The following is a 21,112-nucleotide window of genomic DNA, read 5'->3' on the forward strand; positions in this document are numbered from 1 at the left end:
GCGATGGCGGACGACACCCAGCCCACCGTCGTGCATTCGGTGCAGAGCGCGGGCTCGCTGCAGCTGGTGGTGCAGGTTGCCCCGGCATCGACGATTCCGGCCGCGCAGGTGCGGGCCGCCGCTATCGCGATGGACGCGGTCACCGGCGACCCCGCGCCGGCCACGCTGCCTCCGCCCGCCCCCGCGCTCGACACGCCGCCGGTCACGATCGCCGACTTGTTCGGCACGCCGGCCGAAGTGGTGCGGGTCCATGCGCTCGACGCGGATACCGGGCTTCTCCACATCCAGGCGATCCCGCCCCCCGCCGATCCCGCGGCGGATGCGCCCGCCTATCGGCTCACCATCGGCGAGGTCTCGACCTGGTTCGCGCCCGAATCCAAGGCCAATGTCGCCACGCCGAGCCGGCCGGTGCAGGCGCCCCCCGGGCAGGCCGCGATCAACTATCTCGGCCGCGACTATGCCGCCTTCACTTCGCTGATGCGCTCGCGCGTGTCGCAGATCGTGCGCGACGATTCCGCCTGGGCGCTCGATCATCCCGCCGATCCGATGACGACGCTGATCGAGGCGCTCGCCTATGCCGGGGACCATATCTCCTTCCGGCAGGATGCGGCCGGCACCGAATCCTACCTGCCCACCGCCCGCCACCGCCTCTCGCTGCGCCGGCATGCCCGGCTGCGGGATTATGGCGTCAATGACGGGTGCAATGCGCGCACCGCCCTCGTCTTCACGGTGAAGAGCAACGGCGTGATCCCCGCCGGGCTGCAGGTGGTGACCCAGCAGCCGGGCATCATGACCATGAACCTGGCGGCCACGCAGGATCTGGCGGCGAGCACCACCGTGTTCGAGACCATGGCCGATCTCCCCGTGTCGCTGCTGCGCAACAACCTCGCCTATCCGCTGTCGCGCTCGGTCGCCTACACCCTCCCCCAGGGGGCGATCCAGGCGCAGCTCAACACCGCCCAGACCGATCTGGTGCCGGGCCAGCTGGTTGCCTTCGTCCAGACCGCCGCACCCGCCGGCGTCGCCCAGCCCTTCGGCGCCCAGGTCGTGCGGCTGATCAAAGTCGAGCTGCTGCCAAACGGCAACAACCCACCCTATGCCACCATGATCACCTGGCACCCCGAGGACGCGCTCACCAAGCCGCTGACCATGGCCGTGCAGAACCAGACGGGCATGGTGCAGCTCTACGGCAATGTCGGGCTGGCCGATCATGGCAGGACGATCGCGGTGACGCCGATGCCCGATACGGTGCCTGCCGGCCGCGTCTATCGCCCGATCATCGAAGTGGAGGATCCGGTGTCGGCGGCGCCGATGCCCGCATCGGTGGCGGCGTTCGACGGATCGCAGGACATCGCCGAGGCCGCGCTGCTGGTGCCCTCGGCCAGGGCGAGCCTCACTCCCGATCCGGGCGAGGCGAATCTCTGCGTCAGGATGCTGGGCGAACGCCCGGGCATGGCCAAGGTCGTCGACCTGTGGACCGCCCGGCAGGACCTGATGAGCACGCCGCCGGCGGGGCGCGCCTTCGCTGCCGCGCCCGAGGACGGCTATGGCGGCAACCGGCGTCACCTGTTCCTGCGCTTCGGCGACGGCGCCCAGGGCGAGGCGCCGGCACCGGGCACGACGTTCACCGCCACGGTGCGCGTCGGCGACGGACAGAGCGGCCGGGTGCGCGCCAATGCGCTGGTCCAGATCGTGGGTTCCACCCCGATGATCAGCTGGGTCTCCAACCCCCTGCCCGCGACGCCCGGCCAGCCGGAGCCGAACGAAAGCGTCCGCCTGTTCGCGACGACCAGCTTCCGCACCAACCTGCGCGGCATCGATCCGGACGATTGGGAACGGCTGGCCCAGAGCGATCCGCTGGTGACCGAGGCCGATGCGCGGCTGGTCGACGGCTATGCGCCCTGCATCGTGGGCATCGCCACCACCACCACCACGCCCGACGGCTATACCTATCCGATCGCGAAGGCCCGGCTGATGGAATATGCCGTGCTCGGCGCGCCGCCGACGATCGAGCAGGAAGCCGACGTGCCGATCAACGTCTCGCTGGTCGTCTATTGCTCCAGGAACACCAATATCGGCGCCGCGCGCGAGCGGCTGCTGCGGCGGATCGGCGCCGGCGCGAAGACCGATGGCGGCCCGGCCCATTTTCACCCGACCGCCTGGCCGCTCGGCCGGCCGGTGGTGCTCGCCGACCTGATCGCACTGCTGGGCGCGGACCCCACGGTATCGCTGGTCGTCAGCGATCCGGCGATGGATCCGCGCGTGGTATTCAAGACGGTCAACGGCCCCGACAGCACCGTGGACAACATCAAGGCCGGCCGGATCGAGATCGGCTCGAACCAGCGCGCCCGCGCCGGCAATGACAGCTTCCATCCCGAGCTCGGCATCGTCCGGCTCTTCGTGGCGGCGGCGAAATGAACGGGAGCGGGAGCGGCCCCGACGACGAGATCTCGGCCGGGCTGGGCGACTATGCCAGCTTCAAGCAGGAGATGCTCGACCTGATCCCGCGCGTGGTGGTCAACAGCGGCGGGGAATCGGTCTCGCAGCCGCTGGCCCGGCTCGATCGCAACGTTCCCACCGATCCCACGCTGGCGCTGGTCGATGCCTTTGCCGAAGTGGCGGACGTGCTGTCCTTCTACCAGGATCGCGTGCTCAACGAGGGCTATCTCTCCACCGCGATCGAATATCGCAGCCTCGCGCTGATCGGCCGCGGGCTCGGCGAGACCACCGGCATGCACATCGGCGCGACGGCGGAGATCGCGGTGTTCGCGCAGCCGGGCGATCCGGTGATCGTGCCCAAGGGCTCCGCGATCCAGGCCACGCCGCCCGCCTCGCGCGGATCGAACAGCGCGGCGACAAGCGGCCCGACCGGAAGCAGCGGCACCACATCGACGGCCACGACCAACCAGACCACGGCAACCACACCGACCACCGCCGCCAGCTCCGGGAGCGCGGCCGCCGTCGCGGCGGCACCGGTATTCGAGACCGCGTCGCAGCTTACCGCGGTCTCGTCGCTCAACCAGCTCACGCCTCTGCAGACGCGCCCGGCCTGGGTCACCGCGGACGCGACCGAATTGCTGCTCGCCGGCACCGGGCTCGGCCTGCAGGTCGGCGACTTCCTGCTCTACAAGCGCGTCGACCCGGCACCGATCCAATGGGTGCGGCTCACCGTCTTCTCGGTCAGCGAGAACCATGTCCTCTCGACCACCACGATCGGCATCGGCGCGCCGATCGGCGAGCAATGGGCGGCGAGCGGCGCGACCGACCCGCTGCCGCCGAACGAGGCGAACGGGCTCGAGCTCTACGCCTTCGATCTCACCTGCCGGCTGTTCGGCTACAACGCGGCGCCCTGGTCGTCCCAATCGGCGGCGGTGCAGCGCGCCAACACGCCGACCGGCATGGTCCCTTCCGAATTCTCCGAATGGCCGGGCTATGCCATCGACCTGAACCAGCTCGACCTTCAGGCGGTCTATCCGAAGGTGCTGCCCGGCAGCCAGTTCCTGCTCGAGACGCCGGAGGACAAGACGCTCGGCATCATCGACGCGGTCTCGCGGCAGAACATCTCCGAATTCAACATGTCGGGCCAGGTCACCCAGGTCGAGCTGGCGCCCGATCCCGCCACCCTGCCCACCGGCTCCGCGCTGATCCCCTCGCGCATGGGGCACAGCGCCACCACGCTCAGCGACGGCCGGGTGCTGCTCGTCGGCGGCATCGGCGTGCAGGGCGTGCTCGACAGCGTCGAGGTCTACGATCCCGCGACCCAGCTCGTCAGCCAGATCGACCCGCTTCCGGAACCGCGCGCCCTCCACACCGCCACGCTGATCGACGGAAAGGTCTATCTCGCCGGTGGCGTGATGAAGGACTGGTCGCTGGCGACCGACCTGCTCGTGCTCGATCCCACCTCCATGCGCTTCAGCGCGATCCCGAACGTCGCGCTCGCGATCCCGCGCGTGGGGCATGCGGCCACCCTGCTCCCCAACAACCGCATCATGCTGAGCGGCGGCCTGACCCAGGCGTCGAATGACGCACACGACAAGATCCAGGACCTGTTCGCCGCGCTGGAAGCGACGAAGTCGGTCGCCGTCTACGACCCCGTTGCCGCCGACTGGCAGGCCTGCGCGGACCTTGCCCGGGCGCGGGCCGGGCACAGCGCGACCGTCTGCCCGGTGGTGAAGAGCTCGGCCGATGGCGGCGAGCCGGCGGTGCCGCCGGTCGCCAACACCGTGATCTTCGTCGGCGGGCATGACGGCGGCGCCGCGCCGCCGGGCTTTTCGGGCGCGGGCGCGGCCATCGGCACGGTGTGGGACGATGCCGAGGTCACCAATACGACCGACTGGCAGCCGACCGGCATGCTCTATCCGATCCCGCCGGGCCAGGGAGGCACGCAGGACCGCTACGACCAGGTCGCGGTGGCGCTGCCCAACAATATCGGCTTCCTCGTCACGGGCGGCCAGTCCGCCACCGGGCCAGTGGGCGACGACTGGCTGATCGGCGCCTTTGCCGCCTACCAGACCGACGGCAGCATCGACGCGGTGCCGACCTTCGTCGCCGCCCCGCCGCTGAGCGAAGCCCGCTCCAACCATGCCGCCGCGCTGCTGCCCGGCAACAAGGTCGCGGTCGCGGGCGGCATCGCGGACACCAGGGTGCTCCCCACGGTCGAGACCTTCGCGGTGAGCCCCGGCGTCAGCATTCCCTTCAACGGAGAGAAAGTGCTGGCACCCAGCATCGTCGGCGCGCCGCTGCCCAATCCGCAGGGCTATCCCGCCTTCGCGGCGCTCGCCCAGGACTTCCTGCTGCTCACCGGCGGCATCTCCGCGCTGCCCGCCGAGCCCGACACTCCGCCCACCTATACCGGCGCCGTGGTCGCGCTCGATGCCGATGTCGGCACGTTCCAGACGCTGCCCGGACCGGTGCTGACCACGCCGTTCACGCTCGCGCCGACCGGCACGATCCTGCTCGCCGACGGCACGATCCTGATCGTCGGCGCGACCCAGCCGGAGCCCTTTCCTCAGCCCACGACGAGCATGACCGGCTTCGCCTGGACCTTCGACCCGACCACCGGCCTGTCGACCGCGGCCGGCGCGCCCATCGCGCCCCGCATCGGCGCGACGCTGTCGCTCCTCGCCAACGGCACCGTCCTCTATGCCGGTGGCTACGGCCTGGGCGATGACGGCTATGCCGTGCTCGATACCGCCGAGGTCTATGATCCCAAGAGCCGCACCTTCCGCAAGGTGGGCAACAAGATGACGACGCCACGCTGCGGCCACAGCGCGACCGTGCTTACCGACGGCTCGGTGCTGCTCGCGGGCGGCTTCGCCGTTCCGCCGATCACCTATGATGTGCCGGGCCTCGAGGCGATCTACGTGCCCTCGCTCCATACGGCCGAGACCTTCGCCACCGCCACCCAGACCTTCACTGCGATCACCACCGTGCTCGACAAGGGCTTCGCCCTGCATTCGGCGACGCTGCTCGCCAATGGCGACGTGCTGATCGCCGGCGGTTTCAGCGCATTCCAGTCCGAGGCACCGTTCGACGAGATCCAGATCTGGCCGATCACCCAGGCCGCGGTGTTCAACATCGCCGCCCAGGCCTTCGCGACCATCGCGGACATGCCGGTGCCGCGCGCGATGCATTCGGCCACGCTGCTGCCCGATGCCCGGGTGCTGATCGCCGGGGGCGCGATCAACTGGACCATGGAGCCCAGCGCCAGCAGCGTCCTGTTCGATCCCACCAGCTTCGCCTTCTCCGCCGGTCCCACGCTCAGTGCGGCACGCTGCTCGCAGGGAGCGGTGCTCGTCGAACAGGGCGTGCTGATGCTGGGCGGCGACACCAATTCGACCTATGAGATCGTGCCCCCGAACGGCGGCGGCGGCGCGCCGGTCTATCCGCTGCCGATCGTGCTGCCGTCCCCGGACTATCCCAATCTCGTGTCGCTCACCGAGGGGGTGAACCCGATCCCGCTCGCCAATCACGGCGTCTATGCCTTTGGCGGCCAGGTCGACGGCAACGGCAATTCCACCTGTACCGCCGTGCTCTATGTCGAAGCGCCGCCGCCCGCGGATTCGGACGCGCGGCGCCAGGCGCTGGTCTATACCCAGAGCCAGCAGCTGAGCCTCGCGCCGCCGATCGACGATGCCCCGCTGCCCGGCAACACGCCGACGCCGGGCAATCCGACCGTGCCGGACGACACGCTGGTGCTCACCGGCCTGATCGATCAGATCGTGGTCGGCCAGGCACTCCTGCTCGCCGGCAACCCGCCGCTCGCGACGACGGTGGGCAAGGTATGGCCGATCGGCGCGCCGGCCGCGCTGGCGGAGGGCACGCTCGTCATGGTCTACGGGCCCATCCCGCAGGGCAGCGCGAACCAGGACGGCAAATGGTGGTGGGCCAACATCCCCGACATCGGCAACCTCTCGCTCCAGACCGATCCGGCGGGCGAGCCGCCCTCGGACTTCGCCTATCTTTCCGGTAACGGCACCACGATCGGCAACGTCACTTCGGAGCAGCTCGCGCTGTTCACCCGCCCGGTCCAGAGCGAGGCGGTGACCGTGAAGGCGATCGCGAAATCGTCCGGCGACAACACCACCACGCTGACGCTGCAGGAGCCGCTGCGCTATCTCTATGATCGCACGACCACCACCGTGTACGGCAATGTGGTTGAAGTGACCCAGGGGAGCACCGTCGCGGGCGAGGTGCTCGGAAGCGGCGACGGGCAGAAACCGTTCCAGCAGTTCCTGCTCAAACAGGCCCCGCTGACCTGGCTGGAGGAGGCCGACGGGACCATCGCGCCGCAGCTGAGCGTGACCGTGAACGGCGCGGTATGGCAATGCGTCGAGGCGCTGGGCAGCACCGGCCCCGATGCGCGCGCCTATCAGCTCACCCAGGATGCCCAGGGCCGCGCGCAGATCACCTTCGGCGACAGCGTCCATGGGTTGCGGCCGCCCACCGGCACGGACAACATCGTCGCCACCTATCGCGTCGGCGCGGGAGTCAACGGCAATGTCGCCGCCGGGAGCATCACGCGCGCGCCGATGGGCGTGGGCGGGATCAAGAGCGTGCTCAATCCGGTCGCCGCGAGCGGCGGGATCGGCGCGCCGCCGCGCAGCGCGCTACGCGACCTGATTCCGACGGGCGCCCAGGATCTGGGGCGGATCGTCACGCGCCAGGACATGGTCACCTTTGTCCTCAATCGTCCCGAAGTGAGCGCGGCGGTGCTCACCGTCGCCCAGGGCGACGACACCATCGCGCGGGGCCGCCACTCGGTCTTCCTGCTCACGCTCGCCGCGCCCGACAACGCGGTGCCGGACATGGCGTCGCCGGCATTCAAGTCGCTCTCCGCCGCCGTCGACGCGGCGCAGGCGACCAAGCTCGACATTCGTCTGCTTCCCTTCGAGCCGCTGCCGTTCAAGGTGCAGGGCTGGTTCACCGCCGCTACGGGAGCGGACATCCACGCGATCCAGCAATCGATTAGCGACGCGCTTCGGGCGGCCTATGCGCTGCCGGCGATGGCGTTCGACGAGCTGGTCCGGGCCAGCGAAATCATCCGCATCGTCGAAGGCGTCGACAGCGTGACGAAGGCCGGTGTCGACAAGCTCTGGGCCCCCACCGAATCGGGCGGCTCCTCCGGCGCGCCGGACCAGCAGGTGCTGGCGCCCAAGCCCGCCCAGCTCGATCCGGTGACGGGCGCGCAGATCCTGTACATCAGCGCCGATGCCGACGCGGTGACCTTCACCGAGCGGACGGGGGATAAGCAATGAGCGACGATACCGAAGGCGCGCCGATCCCCGATGCGCTCTATGATCTGCTGCCGCCGATCTTCCGCATGGCGGATATCACGCAGGGCTATCCGCTGCTCGCGCTGTGCAAGGTCTTCGACCATGTCCGCGAGCAGATCGGCGATTCGGTCCGCGAGCTCGAGGACGATTGGTTCATCCAGACCTGCCCGCTCCATCTCGTGCCGTATGTCGCTGCCCAGCTCGGCCTCGAGGTGGCGCAGCCGGTGCGCCCCGAGCATCGCGCGCTGGTCGCCGACGCGCTCGGCTTCCGGCGGCGCAAGGGCATCGCGAGCGCGATCCCGCGCCGGGTGCGCGACGGCAGCGGCTGGTATTCGATCTACGCCCCGAACGAGACGACACCGTCCGGAAGCTGGCCACTTCCCGATGCCGCGGCCTCGCCCGAGCCGGAAGGCGAACCGGAGGATCCGTCGCGCACCTCGGTGGGCCTGCTCCGGGTCTGGCGGCTGCCCAGCTTCGCGATGGCCGGCATCACCCCCATGGGCACGTCGACGCCCCGCTTGTATCACTTCAACCCGCTCGCACGCACGCAACCGCTCTACAATCTCGCCAATACGCCGCTCGATTGGGTCGCCGCGCCACCGGTGACCGCGCTGCCGGTCCGCCTCACCACGCAGATGCTGGCGGCCGACCTGGAGCAGTATAACCGGATCTGGACGACGCCGGGCACCGGCCCGGCCAGCTCGATGCTCTATGGCTCGGCACGCGGCTTCGTGATCCGCTACAAGCCGAAGAGCACCTCGGACTGGGTTGCGCTGGGGGCGGATGGCGTGCGGGCGATGCCGCTCGACATCGGCGCGATCCAGCCGCCGGCGCCGGACTATCCGGTGCTCGAAGGCGGCTCGATCAACCTGCAGTCGATCACCGCGCAGACCAGCACGCTCAACCTGAATTATGGCGACGCATCCGCGGTGCTCGTGATGGACGTGCCCGCCAACCCGGCGATGAGCCAGCTGCTCGAGCTGCTCCAGAACACCATCGCCACCTGCCCGGTGAAGGCCGGCACCCAGGTGACCGAGGCGGACGTGCGCGCGCTGATCTGCGGATCGCTGGGCAATGCGCTGCTGATCGTGCCGACGGTGTCGACCGCATCGCTCTCGCTGCTGACCGCACCATCGAGTACGGATCCCCTGCTGCTGAGCGTCAGCGCGCGCACGGGCATCGCCGCGGCCACGCTGCCGCTCGACCAGAAGCGGCTCGACCTGCTCAATGACGCGGCGCCCGGCACGGTGATGACCTTCACCGCGCCGACCGGAAAGGTGCTGAACGTCAGCCTGCCCTTCTCGCCGGCGGTCACTACCCCTGCCCAGGCCGAAACGGCCTTCGCGGCGAAGCTCACCAGCTGCTTCGTCTGCCTGGCCAGCGATCGCGTGGTGATCGTGGCGCCGGCTTCGTCGCAGGCGCCGATGTCGCCGACCGCGCCGGCCTGGGAGCTGGGGCTGGTGCCCGCCGCCACGATCGACCCCGATCTCGGGCTGTTCAACTGGCCCGCGGCATGGGCGGCCCCGGCCGCGCTGAGCGTCGACTATGGGATCGCCATGCCCGGCGCGATCGGCGGGATCGGCCTGCGCGCGTCGTTGCCCGCGCCGGCGAATGCGGTGACTCTGTACGATGCGGGGAATATCGGCTGGATCGTCACCCAGCTGAGCCTGTGGGAAATGGCGCCCAAGCCCTGCACCGTGCTGGTGCTGCAATCGAGCGCGACCCGCTATCTCAATGCGCAGACCATCGTCCCGCCGCCGGGCGACAAATTATGGATCGCCTCGGCGGCCGGCAGCCAGGCGCTGCTCTCGGTCTCCTATCCCGGTTCCTTCTCGCTGACCGGGCCCAGTTCCGGCACGCCCGGCACCTTCGGCATGTCGGCCATCCTGTTTCAGGGCGCGATCTGGCTCAACGGCGGCAATCTCGACCTCCAGCTGCTCGACATGACGCTGATCCCGACGAGCGGCAGCGCGATCATGCCGGCGCCACCGCCACCACCACCGCCGCCGCCGCCGCCGCCGCCGCCCACGCCTACCCCGGCGCCAACCCCCACGCCGGCGCCAACGCCGACACCGGCGCCCACGCCGACACCGCCCCCGCCGCCGTTCAACGGCAGCGCGCGCATCGCGCTCGAGCGGACGATCGCCGCACCGCTCGATTTCAGCCGGGTGCAGGGCGATGTCCGCTTCGACAGCTGCGTGCTGAGCCCGCTCCTCACGCCTCCGGCCGATATGGCGGCCCCGGTACTCATCGCGCCGCTCGCCACCGTGCACATCGCCCGCACGACGGTGATGGGCACGGCACAGCTCGACGCGGGGGGAGACGCGCTCGATTCGCTGTTCGCCGGCACGCTCACCTGCTCGGGGGCGATTACCTTCTCCAATTGCTATGCGGCCGACCTGGGCTACCTCTCTGGGGGAGGGGCAAGCGCCGGCGCCGCCGCGACCCTGGCCGCGCTGGCCGCTGCCCCGGCGACCGATCCGCCCAGCCTCTTGGTGGCGCGCTGCAAGAGCTGCGGGAAGATCGGCGGCGTCGGCGGCCGCAACGTGATGCTGCGCCACCTCGTGCTCGGCACGCCGGCCGACAATTACTGCGCCTGCACCGACGCCGCCGACATCGCCGTCACCGCATGCACCACCTGCACCGACCCCGCCTGCGCCCTGACCTGCCCGGTGCGCTCGACCGGCGCCAGCTTCCAGTTCGGCACCGCGCCACCGGTCTTCGCCCCGGAAAACGCCTATCCGTTGCCCGGCTTCGCGCGCCTCGAGCCCTTTCCGCGAAATCCGCGCATCATCACCGAAGGCGCGACCAACCGCGACGAGCTGGGAGCCTATAATCTGGCCGTGCCGACCGCCCGGAGCACCGAGCTGAAGGTCGCGCTGGAGGACGCGCTGCTCGAAGGCGTCACGCTCGACCTGCGCTACGAGAGCTGAACGCTATTTGATCCGGATGATCGGGATGAGCGCGACATAGCCCGGCGGGGGCACCGTGAACGCGCCGGCGGCAACGGTGTGATGATGGTTGCCGTCGTTCAGCCCGTCATTCTTGGCCAGCTCATAGCGCCAGGACGTGGTCGGATTCTGCGCCTGGATGATGTTGTTCAGCACATCGTCGGACGATGACGCCGCGGTGGACGAAGTGGCGAAGCTGCCATTCTGCCAGCCGCCGATGCCATATCCCCCGCTGTCGCCAACGGCGATATTGGCACCCGAGCCGAGGATGAAGCGGTTGACGAGGTTCGGCAGCGCGGCGCCGTTGAACGGACTCTCCGGATCGCTGACGGTGCTCCCGTCGCACATCCGGAAGCCGGGCGGATAGACCAGCGTCTTGGGCCCGGTCGGATCGTTCGGATTGGTCTGGAAGGCGGTCGGCGACGGATACCAGGAGATCACCGTGCCGACGGGCACCGCGTAGAGGATCTCCACCGGCGGCTGCGACGGGGTCGGCGTGGGGGCGGGTGTCGCCATGGCCCGGAGGCTATGGAGCGCACCGCGCGGCGGCAAGGCGAATTGCGTCCGAAAAGGCCCGATGCGGCGCGCCGTGGATCGATCGGCGGCCCTTTCTCCGCCCCCGCCGCCATGGACAAGCCCAGGCTTGCCCCATAAAGGACTGGCATTTCCCGCATCGAAAGTTGCCCGGCCCCGATGTTCCGCCCCTTGTACGACTGGGTGTTGCGCATGGCGCATCACCGGCACGCGATCTGGCTTCTGGGCGCGGTCTCCTTCGCGGAGAGCAGCTTCTTCCCGATTCCGCCCGATGCGATGCTGATCCCGATGGTGCTCGCCCGCCGCGAGCAGGCGTTCCGCATCGCGCTGGTCTGCACCATCGCTTCGGTGCTGGGCGGCATGCTCGGCTATTATATCGGCTATGGGCTGATGCAGACGGTGGGCCAGTGGATCGTCCACACCTATCATCTGGAAGCCAAGCTCCAGGAGGCGATCCACGCCTATCAGAGCGAATATGGCACCTGGATCATCCTGCTGAAGGGCCTGACCCCGATCCCCTTCAAGCTGGTGACCATCGCCAGCGGCGCGGCCAGCTTCAACTTCCCGCTCTTCGTGATCCTCTGCACGATCACGCGCGGCGCGCGCTTCTTTCTCGTCGCCGCGCTGCTCAGGCGGTTCGGCGCCCCGGTGCAGGAATTCATCGAGAAGCGCCTCGACCTGTTCGCCTGGGGTTTCCTCGCCCTCGTCGTGCTGGGTTTCGCCGCCATCGCGCTGCTCTGAACGGGACGGTTTCTTTTCCTGAGCGCGCCAGCTTGCACGCCCGCTCGCAACTCGCTAGATACAGCCCCCAATCCGACAGCGTGGGTGGGTAGCGCCGGTTCCTTCGAGAAGGACCGGGCAGCGGACCCGTGCCCCGCAGCCGGCGAACTTTGAAGCGAGGGTGCCCAAGTGGCGAAGACCAGTCCGATCGAATTCGTGAAGCAGGTGCAGACCGAAGCCCGCAAGATCGTGTGGCCGACGCGCCGCGAGACCGTCATGACCGGCATCATGGTGATGATCATGACGACGCTGCTCGGCGTGTTCTTCCTCGGCATCGACTCGATCTTCGATTTCATCGTCAATTCGCTGCTGCGCCTCGCGCAGTAAGCCGCACCGCAGATAACGAGAGAAAGAACGAACGCATGGCGCGCTGGTACATCATCCACGCCTATTCGGGCTTCGAGGGCAAGGTTCGCGACCAGATCCTGGCCGACGCCACCCGCATGGGCCTCGATCGCCTGGTCGAGGCGGTAGAGGTTCCGACCGAGACGGTGACCGAGGTTCGCCGCGGCAAGAAGGTCCAGTCCGAGCGGAAGTTCTTCCCGGGCTATGTCCTCGCCAAGCTCGAGATGAACGACGATGTCTATCACCTGGTGAAGAACACGCCGAAGGTGACGGGCTTCCTGGGTTCGTCGGGCAAGCCGCAGCCGATCAGCGAGGCAGAGGCCGCGCGCATCCTGAACACCAAGGACGAAGCCGCCACCGCCGCGCCCAAGTCGAAGGTCAAGGTGGACTATGACATCGGCGATACGGTGAAGGTGACCAGCGGCAACTTCGCGACCTTCTCGGGCGTGGTCGAGGAACTCGACTACGACAAGAGCCGCGTGAAGGTCTCGATCTCGATCTTCGGCCGCGCGACGCCGCTGGAACTGGGCTTCGAGGATGTCGAGCGAGTGAAGTAAGCGCACGCTTCGACTATCGCGATTTCAAGAAGGCCGGGGCGAAAGCTCCGGCCTTTTTCGTTGCCTGGCCGGCCTCGACCGGGGACCGAAGAAGACGGGCAATGGGCGCTACCCTGCTCGAACTCATGCACCCATCATATTATTGAAATAGTTTTCGTAGATGAAATATATTGCATCCGAAGGGCAATCCCCCTTTCGGGTGCCCAACGGTATTTCGCGAGACGCAACCACGCCGATCGGCACGGAGAATCATCCATACGCGCCGTGACTTGGACTGGCTCGCATCGACAAGGAACGAGGTCGCGCAGGGACTTGAATCATCCGTCAATCTCGAAGGAGACTGCGCATGTGGCGTGAACTGACCGTAAATGAACTCGACCTGGTGGCCGGCGGACGCATCGCCGATGGTAAAGGCCATGTATGGCTTCCCGACGGCACCGTCGTCGTTGGCGACCTCGACTCCTTTGGCAGCGGTGGCGGCGGCCAGAACGGCGGCGCCGTCGATCCCGATACCGGCTGGGACCCCGATGGCGACGACAATGGCAATGGCGTCCCGAACCAGTACGAACCGATCGTCGTGACCGCCAACAAGATCAAGGTCGGCGACGATCACTATGCCTATGAGGCAAAAGGCCTCTACGTGATGTTCAAGGAATCCGACTGGCCCTGGAACAAGGGCGATGACGGTTATGTGGGAACCTTCAAGCCTAGCAATGCAGTGGAAGCCGAGTGGGTTCTCAATAGTGAAAGCGCTGTCGAGATAGGCGGGAAAGTCGAAGGAAGCCGGGGTCCCGCCTCGGGTAGCGGGGAAATTCAGGTGACCAACAAGGGCGGCATCACTAGCTATTGGAAGCGCATTGACTAACAATCGTTCAGTTCGCTTCTGCCTCGCCTTGGCAACGGTGGCGGCAACCCTCGCGGTTGCCGCCACCGCATTCTATTTCTTCGGGCGCCCGCGCATCTCCTGCGCATCCGGGATCGCCGGCCTGCGCCTCTCGGGCGCCGCAAGCTGCGAAACCGTCTCCAGCGGCTGGTGGCTAAGCTATACCGGCTCCGAAGGCCTGTGGCTCCAATATGCCGGGACTGACGGTCGCCCAAAATTCTTCGGCTTCCGCCCCGCCGTGCCTACCCTGAGCGGCAAGGTGATCGTGCGCATCCCGGGCGGCCCTGGCAATCCAGTCCAGGTGCCATGGGACAAGCTGGAGACGCGCTATTCACGCTGGCTGGTCTCGCTCGCGAGTCGATGCCAAGCACCGATCGTCAACCTTGCGTATACCGGAACCGCGCCGCGGCAGAATTATCCAGAAGAAGGCTTCTCGGCCGGTATCGCGGACGTGGCTGTCCAACGCGCCGAGATCGAGCGCGCCTATGGCGTGGAGAACGTCATCGTCGTGGCGGAAAGCATGGGAGGACTGTTGTATGCGGCGTCCCGGCCCGATCCCAGAGCAAAGGCCATCCTAATCAACCCGCTCCTGATGAGCCCCCTTGCATGGGACAAGGCACTGGCATTGGACCTAGCGGAGCATAACGCCCGCGTTACACTCGGTAGGCGCTTGTTGTTGTTGGATACGCGAACCCGCCGATATGAATGGAAGAAGGTAATGAGCGACGATCTGTGGGATTCGTATTTCGATCTTTCCCTACCGGTATCGCGCAAATCCCCCTTCGATTACCTCGCTGGCGACCATCCGAATACCTATGTGGTGTACAGTTCGACCGATAGGGTTCTGGGAGGAGACTATGTCGCGGATTTCCGCGCGCGCGGCATCCATGTCTTCCCGATTGAAGATCTCGATCATGGCCTGCTCTTCGACGGCAAAGCCACCAATCGCGCCTTTGCGATCTTGGACGAGATCATTGAGCGCTGGTGTCCTGCCGATTCGTCGCCATAGCCTTTTCGAGCGATCGGCATCTCTGCGGGAACCCACTGGCCCAAAACATTTGGAAGCCCTTTGACTAAGAAACGGCGGATACGCCCGATCCTAGTAACAATGGCGGCGACCCTCGCGGTTGCCGCCATCGCATTCTATTTCTTCGGGCGCCCGCGTATCTCCTGCGCATCCGGGATCGCCAGCATGCGCCTCTCAGGCGCTGCAAGCTGCGAAACCGTCTCCAGCGGCTGGTGGCTCCGCTATGCCGGCTCCGAGGGCCTGTGGTTGCAATATGCCGGCACCGACGGTCGCCCGAAATTCTTCGTCTTTCGCCCCGCCATGTCCACCTTGAGCGGCAAGGTGATCGTGCGCATCCCGGGCGGCCCGGGCGATCCCGTCCAGACACCTTGGAACAATATGAAGGCCCCATATCCTCGCTGGCTGGCCTCTCTCGCTAGCCGCTGCCGCGCGCCGATCGTCAACCTTGCCTATACCGGAACCGCGCCGCGACAAAATCATCCGAAAGAAGGCTTCTCGGCCGGTGTCGTGGATGTGGCCGCCCAGCGCGCCGAGATCGAGCGTGCCTATGGCGCGGAAAACGTCATCGTCGTGGCGGAAAGTCTCGGAGGGCTTATGTATTCGGCGTCCCGGCCCGACCCCAAGGCGAAGGCCATCCTGATCAATCCGCTCCTGATGAGCCCCCTTGGATGGGACAGGAGGCTCGCATGGTCGCAAACGAAACATAATGCGCGCATTGTTCTGGGCGAGCGCCTGCTGCTGTTGGACGATCGGACGGGCCGGTATGAATGGAAGACGGTCAGAAGCGATGACCTAAGGGCATCCTATTTCGATCTTTCCCTGCCGATCTCGCGCAAATCCGCTCTTGACCACCTCGATGGCGACTATCCGAATATCCATGTGGTCTACAGTTCGACCGACCGGGTCCTGGGCGGAGACTATGTCGCCGATTTCCGCGCGCGCGGCATCCATGTCTTTCCGATCGAGGATCTCGATCACGACTTGCAGTTCGGCAGCAAGGCCACTGATCGCGCCTACGCGATCCTGAACGAGATCACCGCGCGCTGGTGCCCTGCGGATCAAGGCTAGGGGCCGGCCGCACGGGCGCGACCGGCCCCGGACCTTCAGATCGCGATCTCGGTCCACTCGATCGTCGAGCCGCCGCCGCTCTGGGACTGGTTGCTGCTCGTGTTGTAGGCACCCATCTTCGGATAGAAATAGCGGCCGCTCTTGAGGCTGCCGTCATAGACGGTGCCGGCCTTGTCTCCGTCCGGGTTCGATTTCTGGCAGACGACGCCGTTGATCCGATATTGCGGGCTCTGGCCGGTGCTGACCGAGACGCTCACATCATAGGTGCTGCCCACCACCACGGTCGGCGCGCCGCTGCACACCTGGCTGCCCTGCACGACGTAGAATTCGTAATTGCCCCCCGATTTGGGCCGCACGGCAAGCTGGGTGATCGGCTCGGAAGGCCCCGAGGTCGCGCCCGCGGCGACGACGTTGAGCACCTGCATCACGCTCACATATTTTCCGCCGCTCACCAGCTTGAACCGGCCGCTCGCCGAAGCGCCGGTGGTGCTGGAGGTGCCGCGCAGCTCGGCGCGGCCAGGCGTGCTGTCGGTGCGCTGCTGGATGACGAAACGCTTGCCGCCGCTGATGTTGGTGATGCTCCCGCCGGAATCGGTGTCGGTCGTATAGGCCCAGGCAACGCCGGTGGTGGCGAGGATCAGGCCGGCCGCCGCGAGCGCGGCGGCGCGATTGCGCATGAACATGGCATCTTTCTCCATCGCCTCCTTGGTTGCTCGGCAGGTCTCGTGGGAGCCGAAGCCCGTGCCGCCGATCGGAGCAGCGTGTCGCGTGTCAGGCCAATTGGCAAGGCCGATATGCGCCAAAATGAAGGGGCCGGCACCCATGGCACCAGCCCCTCCCCATCGCCCGGGCGATTACTTCGTCCCGCCCATCACCTTCTTCTGGACATATTCGACAAAGTCCTTGGCATAGGCGTCGCGCAGCTCGGCCTTGGCGGCCTCCAGCTTCTCCGGCGTCTTGGGCGGAAAGTCCTCCAGGGGGTTCTTCACCTGGCCGGTCGCCGTCCTGGTGGCGATCTGCTTGTCCCCGAACTCCCGATAGATCCAGCCGGTGAACAGATTGGAGCCGTACATCATCGCCTTGTGGTAGAAGATGTGCGTGGTGATCAGCTCGGCATAGCAGCCATGCGTCGAATCGGTGATCCGCTTGCCGGCCTTGATCCGGGCATTCAGCGCCTTGACCTGGGCCTTGAGCGCGGGATCCTTCTTCAGATCCTCGTTGAACGGCGTCGGCTCCTCGACGACGATCCGATAGCCCTTGAGCTTCAGCGTTTGCGCGATGCCGAGCTTGTTGAGCTCCGCCATCTGGACGTCCGGTCCCAGATATTCACGCATCAGATCCTTGACCGTCTGTACCCGCCCCTTGTGCGCGGCATCATCGGCCAGCGCACCGACAAGGCCGAAGCCCGAAAGCAGGCCCGAGTTGAAGCCCAGATAATTGTGCGTCGGCCAAACGTGCAGCTCGCACGGCATCGCCGCGTCGGATGCGGCCGTTTCCGCGGCGACGGGCGCAGGCGCGACGCCCTCCTGCGCCATGGCCGGCACGGCGAACAGGGCAGCCGCGCAGGCGGCCGCCGAAAGCAGCTTGGTATTCATGCATTCCCCCTTGTTAACCCCAGCCGGTTTGAACATGGCGCGGTTTGCCGGGCAAGGGATGACCTGCCGTCCCGCACCGGCATTGCCTTTCGCATCGGAATAGGCTAGGCACGCGCCCTTCCAAAGCGACAGCAATGGAAATCCGCGGGAGGCCGTGTCCGCACGGCCGCTTTACCGCTCGACTTGATCAGGGGCCCGAGCTTCGCGACGGCCCCGCGAAAGAGAGTGACATGGCAAAGAAGATTACCGGCTATATCAAGCTGCAGGTGCCTGCGGGCTCTGCCAACCCCTCGCCGCCGATCGGCCCTGCCCTGGGTCAGCGCGGCGTGAACATCATGGAATTCTGCAAGGCGTTCAACGCCCAGACCGGCGACGTGGAAAAGGGCACCCCGCTCCCCACCGTCATCACCGTCTATGCGGACCGTTCGTTCTCGTTCGAGACCAAGACCCCGCCGGCGACCTATCTGATCAAGAAGGCCGCGAACCTGAAGTCGGGCTCGAAGGAGCCGGGCAAGGTTTCGGCCGGAAAGATCGCGCGCTCGAAGCTGAGCGAGATCGCCCAGGTCAAGATGAAGGACCTGAACGCTAACGATATCGAGGCGGCCACCCGCATCATCGAGGGCTCGGCCCGCGCGATGGGCCTCCAGGTTGTGGAGGGCTAAGGACATGGCGAAGCTGACCAAGAAGCAGAAGACCTGGACCGTCGACAGCGAGAAGCTGCACGGCATCGACGAAGCGATCGCGCTGGTGAAGTCGGGCGCCACCTCGAAGTTCGACGAGACCATCGAAGTCGCGCTCAACCTGGGCGTCGACCCGCGTCACGCCGACCAGATGGTCCGCGGCGTCGTCACGCTGCCCAAGGGCACCGGCAAGACCGTGCGCGTCGGCGTGTTCGCCAAGGGCGCCAAGGCCGATGAGGCCCGCGAGGCCGGTGCGGACGTCGTCGGCGCCGAGGACCTGCTCGAGATCGTCCAGGGCGGCAAGATCGAGTTCGACCGCTGCATCGCGACCCCGGACATGATGGGCCTGGTCGGCCGCCTCGGCAAGGTACTGGGCCCCAAGGGCCTGATGCCGAACCCGAAGCTCGGCACCGTGACCATGAACGTCGCCGAGGCCGTCAAGGCCGCCAAGGGCGGTCAGGTCGAGTACCGGGTCGAGAAGGCCGGCATCATCCACTCGGGCATCGGCAAGGCGTCGTTCCCGGCGGAAGACCTGCGCGCGAACTTCGACGCGCTGGTCGACGCGGTGGTCAAGGCCAAGCCGTCGGGCGCCAAGGGCAAGTATCTGAAGAAGGTCGCGCTCAGCTCGACCATGGGCCAGGGCGTGAAGGTCGACGTCGCGGAAGTCGCGACCGCCTGATCGAGCGGCACCGCCGAACAAGGAACGGGCCGGGGGAGCGATCCTCCGGCCCTTTTCCTTGCGTGCGTCCGCAGGCAACGAAAAAGGGCCGAAGGCACAGCCTCCGGCCCTTTTCTGCCTCCCCGACGAAAGGGGCGGCTCAGACTACGGGATCGCCCGGCAAGGGTGTTTCCGCCTTCCACACGCTCCGCACACGGCGGGCCCAGTCGTCGACCCGGCGGATCGCCTCTTCGGTCAGCGTGACGATGCCCGCCCGATTGTCCATCGGGTTGGGCGAGCGCACCACCAGCCCGGCACTCTCCAGCAGGGCAAGGTGGCGGATCGCGGTGTTCTGCGGCGCGCCGCTGCCGATACAGGCACTGCTCACCGATACCGGGCGCCCCTTGGCGGCGGCGAGGTACAGGTCGAGCAATATGTCCCAGGTCGGCTCGCGGAACTGCCCCGCGATCGGTCCGAACGCATCGTCGCGCAGCCGGCGGGCGCGGTAGACGCCTTCCACCAGATCCGCTGCGGTTCCGGTGAACGCCACGCCCCCGCCAGCCGGCTTGGGCGGGATCATCGGCCGGTCTCGCAGACGATATACGGAGTCGTCCGCCTCAGCCATGATGAGCCTCCTTCGTCAGGACCAGGCGGGATCCGCCCCGTAGCGTTTGAGCCGCTGCCGATGCCGCGCGGCGCCGATGGCGATCAGCAGCGGACCGGGATAGTTCCACGCGGCGTTCGCCACCGCATAGGACCATGGCATCAGCGAAGGCGTGAGCATCAGCAGATGCGTCACCACGATGTTGAGATACACCGCGGACAGCCACATCGGCCAATAGCGCTGCGCCCGCAGCGACAGCAGCATGGTGCTGAGGAACATGCCCGAATCGACCGCGAGCAGCCCCACCTCCATCTTCTGGAAGCGATATTGGCCGGCTACCGGCGCGAAGTGCGAGGCGATGATCGCCACCACCAGGATGAGCACTGCGAGGCGCTCCGGCAAGCCGCCACGCGTTACCGCGTAGAGACAGCAAAGGAGCAGCACGACCAGATAGACGAGCACGTTCATATGGCGCGACCGCACCAACGAACCCCAGCCAAGTCAAGGCCCCCCTCATGCTGCGACGGTGAGCGGAAGAATTTCCGCCTCGCCACGGGGGTCGTCATGACCCGGAGTCTCGAAGATGTCGCCTGCCCCGAGCACCTGGTGCCGCATGCCGACGCCGCGCAGCTCGCCATGCGCCTTCTTGATGTCCGACATCGCGCCGAACACCTTGGCCGTGGCCGCGCCGACATAGTCGACCGCGTCCTGCGCCTCGAGCGGATGGAAAGTGCCGTCGGCCCGCGCGGTGAGAACCGCGGTGCCCATCGCAAGCACCTTGAGCGCAGCTTCGTTTACCGCGACTTCCGCAGGCCGCAGCGAGCGGGCGATGCGCACGGCAGCAATCTTCTTCGGAGACGTCATGAGTCCTCCTTCGCGCAGCGGAAGGGCTGCGACGGATCTGGATTGAGTGGTTCAAAAAGAGGCCGGAGCTAGCCGGTAATGCGCCAGAGCGCCCCCAAGCCATTGAGGAAATTGGCCACCGCGATCAGCATCAGCAGCGCGAGACCGAAGATCCACATCAGCCGGTTGAACGGGTCGAGATCATTTGTTTGCTTCCCCTGCCTCAGAAACGGAACCCGAAAACGCGGTTCGGCTTCGGACCGTTTCGGAGGCAATGGAACCTCGGAATGCACCGTTTCGGCAAGGTCCACCGGCTCGGCCCCCAAATTTTGGGGGGGCGTTTCCGGGGCCTGCGGAGAGAGATGCTCGTGCGCGGCAAGGATGCGGGCGGCCTCGCGCCGGCTCGAAACCCCCAATGTGCGCGCCGCTTCCTTCAAATAGCCATCGACCGTGAGGGGCGAGAGCCCAAGCGTAAGGGCGATTTCCTTGGACGACATGCCGCGCGCGACGAGCCGCAGGCAATCGCGTTCGCGCGCTGTGAGTTGATCGATCGTCCCGGTCACCATCGCTGCCAGCTTTTAGCCATCGCGCGCGCGAATCCAACCGAGTTGGTGCGATTTTCAGCGGTTTCCGTTGTGAAAGGTGAATAGGAAAAATTGACCGCAGCCGGCTGGGAATCCAGCCGAAATGGCTTTCCCCTCCGCTTCCGGACCGCCCGCGATTCCGGGCTCGGCCGAACCGCCATAGTGCGCTTCCTTCCCCCCGACGTAACAAGCATAGTAACGTACTGACAACGAAGGGGGAGAGGCGAT

General features: G+C 66.9%; 18 protein-coding genes. 11 read left to right on the plus strand and 7 right to left on the minus strand.

From position 1 onward, the window contains the following. Positions 1 to 3: 3 nt before the first annotated feature. Genes OMP43_RS11100 through OMP43_RS11110 form a run of 3 tightly spaced genes read left to right on the plus strand, consistent with a single transcriptional unit; the run spans position 4 to position 10,708 of the window. A complete protein-coding gene (locus tag OMP43_RS11100) occupies positions 4 to 2,418 on the plus strand; it encodes a hypothetical protein (protein WP_280279784.1) in 2,415 nt (804 codons plus the stop codon). Continuing rightward, positions 2,415 to 7,757: a kelch repeat-containing protein gene (locus OMP43_RS11105; protein ID WP_280279785.1), complete on the plus strand. Its 5,343-nt coding sequence runs from the start codon at positions 2,415 to 2,417 to the stop codon at positions 7,755 to 7,757. Before OMP43_RS11100 ends, OMP43_RS11105 begins: the two co-directional genes overlap by 4 nt. Beyond that, a complete protein-coding gene (locus tag OMP43_RS11110; protein WP_280279786.1) occupies positions 7,754 to 10,708 on the plus strand; it encodes a phage tail protein in 2,955 nt (984 codons plus the stop codon). The genes OMP43_RS11105 and OMP43_RS11110 overlap by 4 nt, the downstream gene beginning before the upstream one ends. A 3-nt stretch (positions 10,709 to 10,711) precedes the next feature. On the opposite strand, the gene OMP43_RS11115 is transcribed toward OMP43_RS11110, so the two are convergent. Then, positions 10,712 to 11,242 (minus strand): hypothetical protein, encoded by a 531-nt coding sequence (locus OMP43_RS11115; RefSeq protein WP_280279787.1) that lies wholly within the window; start codon positions 11,240 to 11,242, stop codon positions 10,712 to 10,714. 177 nt (positions 11,243 to 11,419) lie between these two features. Here OMP43_RS11115 and OMP43_RS11120 point away from each other — a divergent pair, with 177 nt between their 5' ends. The 6 genes from OMP43_RS11120 to OMP43_RS11145 all read left to right on the plus strand — a co-directional run bounded on the left by OMP43_RS11120 (position 11,420) and on the right by OMP43_RS11145 (position 15,920). Next, positions 11,420 to 12,001 carry a YqaA family protein gene (locus OMP43_RS11120; RefSeq protein WP_280279788.1) on the plus strand — a complete coding sequence of 194 codons (582 nt, stop codon included), beginning with the start codon at positions 11,420 to 11,422 and terminating at the stop codon, positions 11,999 to 12,001. Positions 12,002 to 12,169: 168 nt separating this feature from the next. Then, a complete protein-coding gene (gene secE / locus OMP43_RS11125; RefSeq protein WP_280279789.1) occupies positions 12,170 to 12,367 on the plus strand; it encodes a preprotein translocase subunit SecE in 198 nt (65 codons plus the stop codon). 35 nt (positions 12,368 to 12,402) lie between these two features. Then, positions 12,403 to 12,942 (plus strand): transcription termination/antitermination protein NusG, encoded by a 540-nt coding sequence (gene nusG / locus OMP43_RS11130; RefSeq protein WP_086130262.1) that lies wholly within the window; start codon positions 12,403 to 12,405, stop codon positions 12,940 to 12,942. A gap of 346 nt (positions 12,943 to 13,288) precedes the next feature. Continuing rightward, the gene (locus OMP43_RS11135; RefSeq protein WP_280279790.1) at positions 13,289 to 13,807 is read left to right on the plus strand and encodes a hypothetical protein; all 519 of its coding nucleotides are present in this window, start codon (positions 13,289 to 13,291) and stop codon (positions 13,805 to 13,807) included. Then, positions 13,800 to 14,834, plus strand: coding sequence for a hypothetical protein (locus OMP43_RS11140; protein ID WP_280279791.1), 1,035 nt, complete (start codon positions 13,800 to 13,802; stop codon positions 14,832 to 14,834). The genes OMP43_RS11135 and OMP43_RS11140 overlap by 8 nt, the downstream gene beginning before the upstream one ends. A 99-nt stretch (positions 14,835 to 14,933) precedes the next feature. Continuing rightward, positions 14,934 to 15,920 carry an alpha/beta hydrolase gene (locus tag OMP43_RS11145; protein WP_280279792.1) on the plus strand — a complete coding sequence of 329 codons (987 nt, stop codon included), beginning with the start codon at positions 14,934 to 14,936 and terminating at the stop codon, positions 15,918 to 15,920. A gap of 35 nt (positions 15,921 to 15,955) precedes the next feature. On the opposite strand, the gene OMP43_RS11150 is transcribed toward OMP43_RS11145, so the two are convergent. Next, positions 15,956 to 16,603: a hypothetical protein gene (locus tag OMP43_RS11150; protein ID WP_280279793.1), complete on the minus strand. Its 648-nt coding sequence runs from the start codon at positions 16,601 to 16,603 to the stop codon at positions 15,956 to 15,958. Positions 16,604 to 16,774: 171 nt separating this feature from the next. After that, positions 16,775 to 17,515, minus strand: a complete 741-nt coding sequence (locus OMP43_RS11155) for a hypothetical protein (protein WP_280279794.1) — start codon at positions 17,513 to 17,515, stop codon at positions 16,775 to 16,777. A gap of 230 nt (positions 17,516 to 17,745) precedes the next feature. Between OMP43_RS11155 and rplK the strand changes: the two genes are divergently transcribed. After that, positions 17,746 to 18,177, plus strand: a complete 432-nt coding sequence (gene rplK / locus OMP43_RS11160) for a 50S ribosomal protein L11 (protein ID WP_086130254.1) — start codon at positions 17,746 to 17,748, stop codon at positions 18,175 to 18,177. 4 nt (positions 18,178 to 18,181) lie between these two features. Next, positions 18,182 to 18,874: a 50S ribosomal protein L1 gene (gene rplA, locus OMP43_RS11165; RefSeq protein WP_280279795.1), complete on the plus strand. Its 693-nt coding sequence runs from the start codon at positions 18,182 to 18,184 to the stop codon at positions 18,872 to 18,874. Between the two features lie 139 nt (positions 18,875 to 19,013). Here rplA and OMP43_RS11170 read toward each other — a convergent pair whose 3' ends face one another. From OMP43_RS11170 to OMP43_RS11185, 4 genes are all read right to left on the minus strand, one after another. Continuing rightward, a complete protein-coding gene (locus OMP43_RS11170) occupies positions 19,014 to 19,478 on the minus strand; it encodes a hypothetical protein (protein WP_280279796.1) in 465 nt (154 codons plus the stop codon). Positions 19,479 to 19,493: 15 nt separating this feature from the next. Then, entirely contained in the window at positions 19,494 to 19,940 is a 447-nt protein-coding gene (locus tag OMP43_RS11175; protein WP_280279797.1) for a hypothetical protein, read from the minus strand. Between the two features lie 30 nt (positions 19,941 to 19,970). Continuing rightward, complete coding sequence (locus OMP43_RS11180; protein ID WP_280279798.1) at positions 19,971 to 20,321, minus strand: hypothetical protein; 351 nt, start codon at positions 20,319 to 20,321, stop codon at positions 19,971 to 19,973. Between the two features lie 68 nt (positions 20,322 to 20,389). Then, the gene (locus OMP43_RS11185) at positions 20,390 to 20,863 is read right to left on the minus strand and encodes a helix-turn-helix transcriptional regulator (protein WP_280279799.1); all 474 of its coding nucleotides are present in this window, start codon (positions 20,861 to 20,863) and stop codon (positions 20,390 to 20,392) included. Between the last annotated feature and the right edge of the window lie 249 nt (positions 20,864 to 21,112).

Origin of the sequence: Sphingomonas sp. CBMAI 2297 (genome assembly GCF_029870595.1) — a bacterium.
In the GTDB taxonomy this organism is placed as follows: domain Bacteria; phylum Pseudomonadota; class Alphaproteobacteria; order Sphingomonadales; family Sphingomonadaceae; genus Sphingomonas.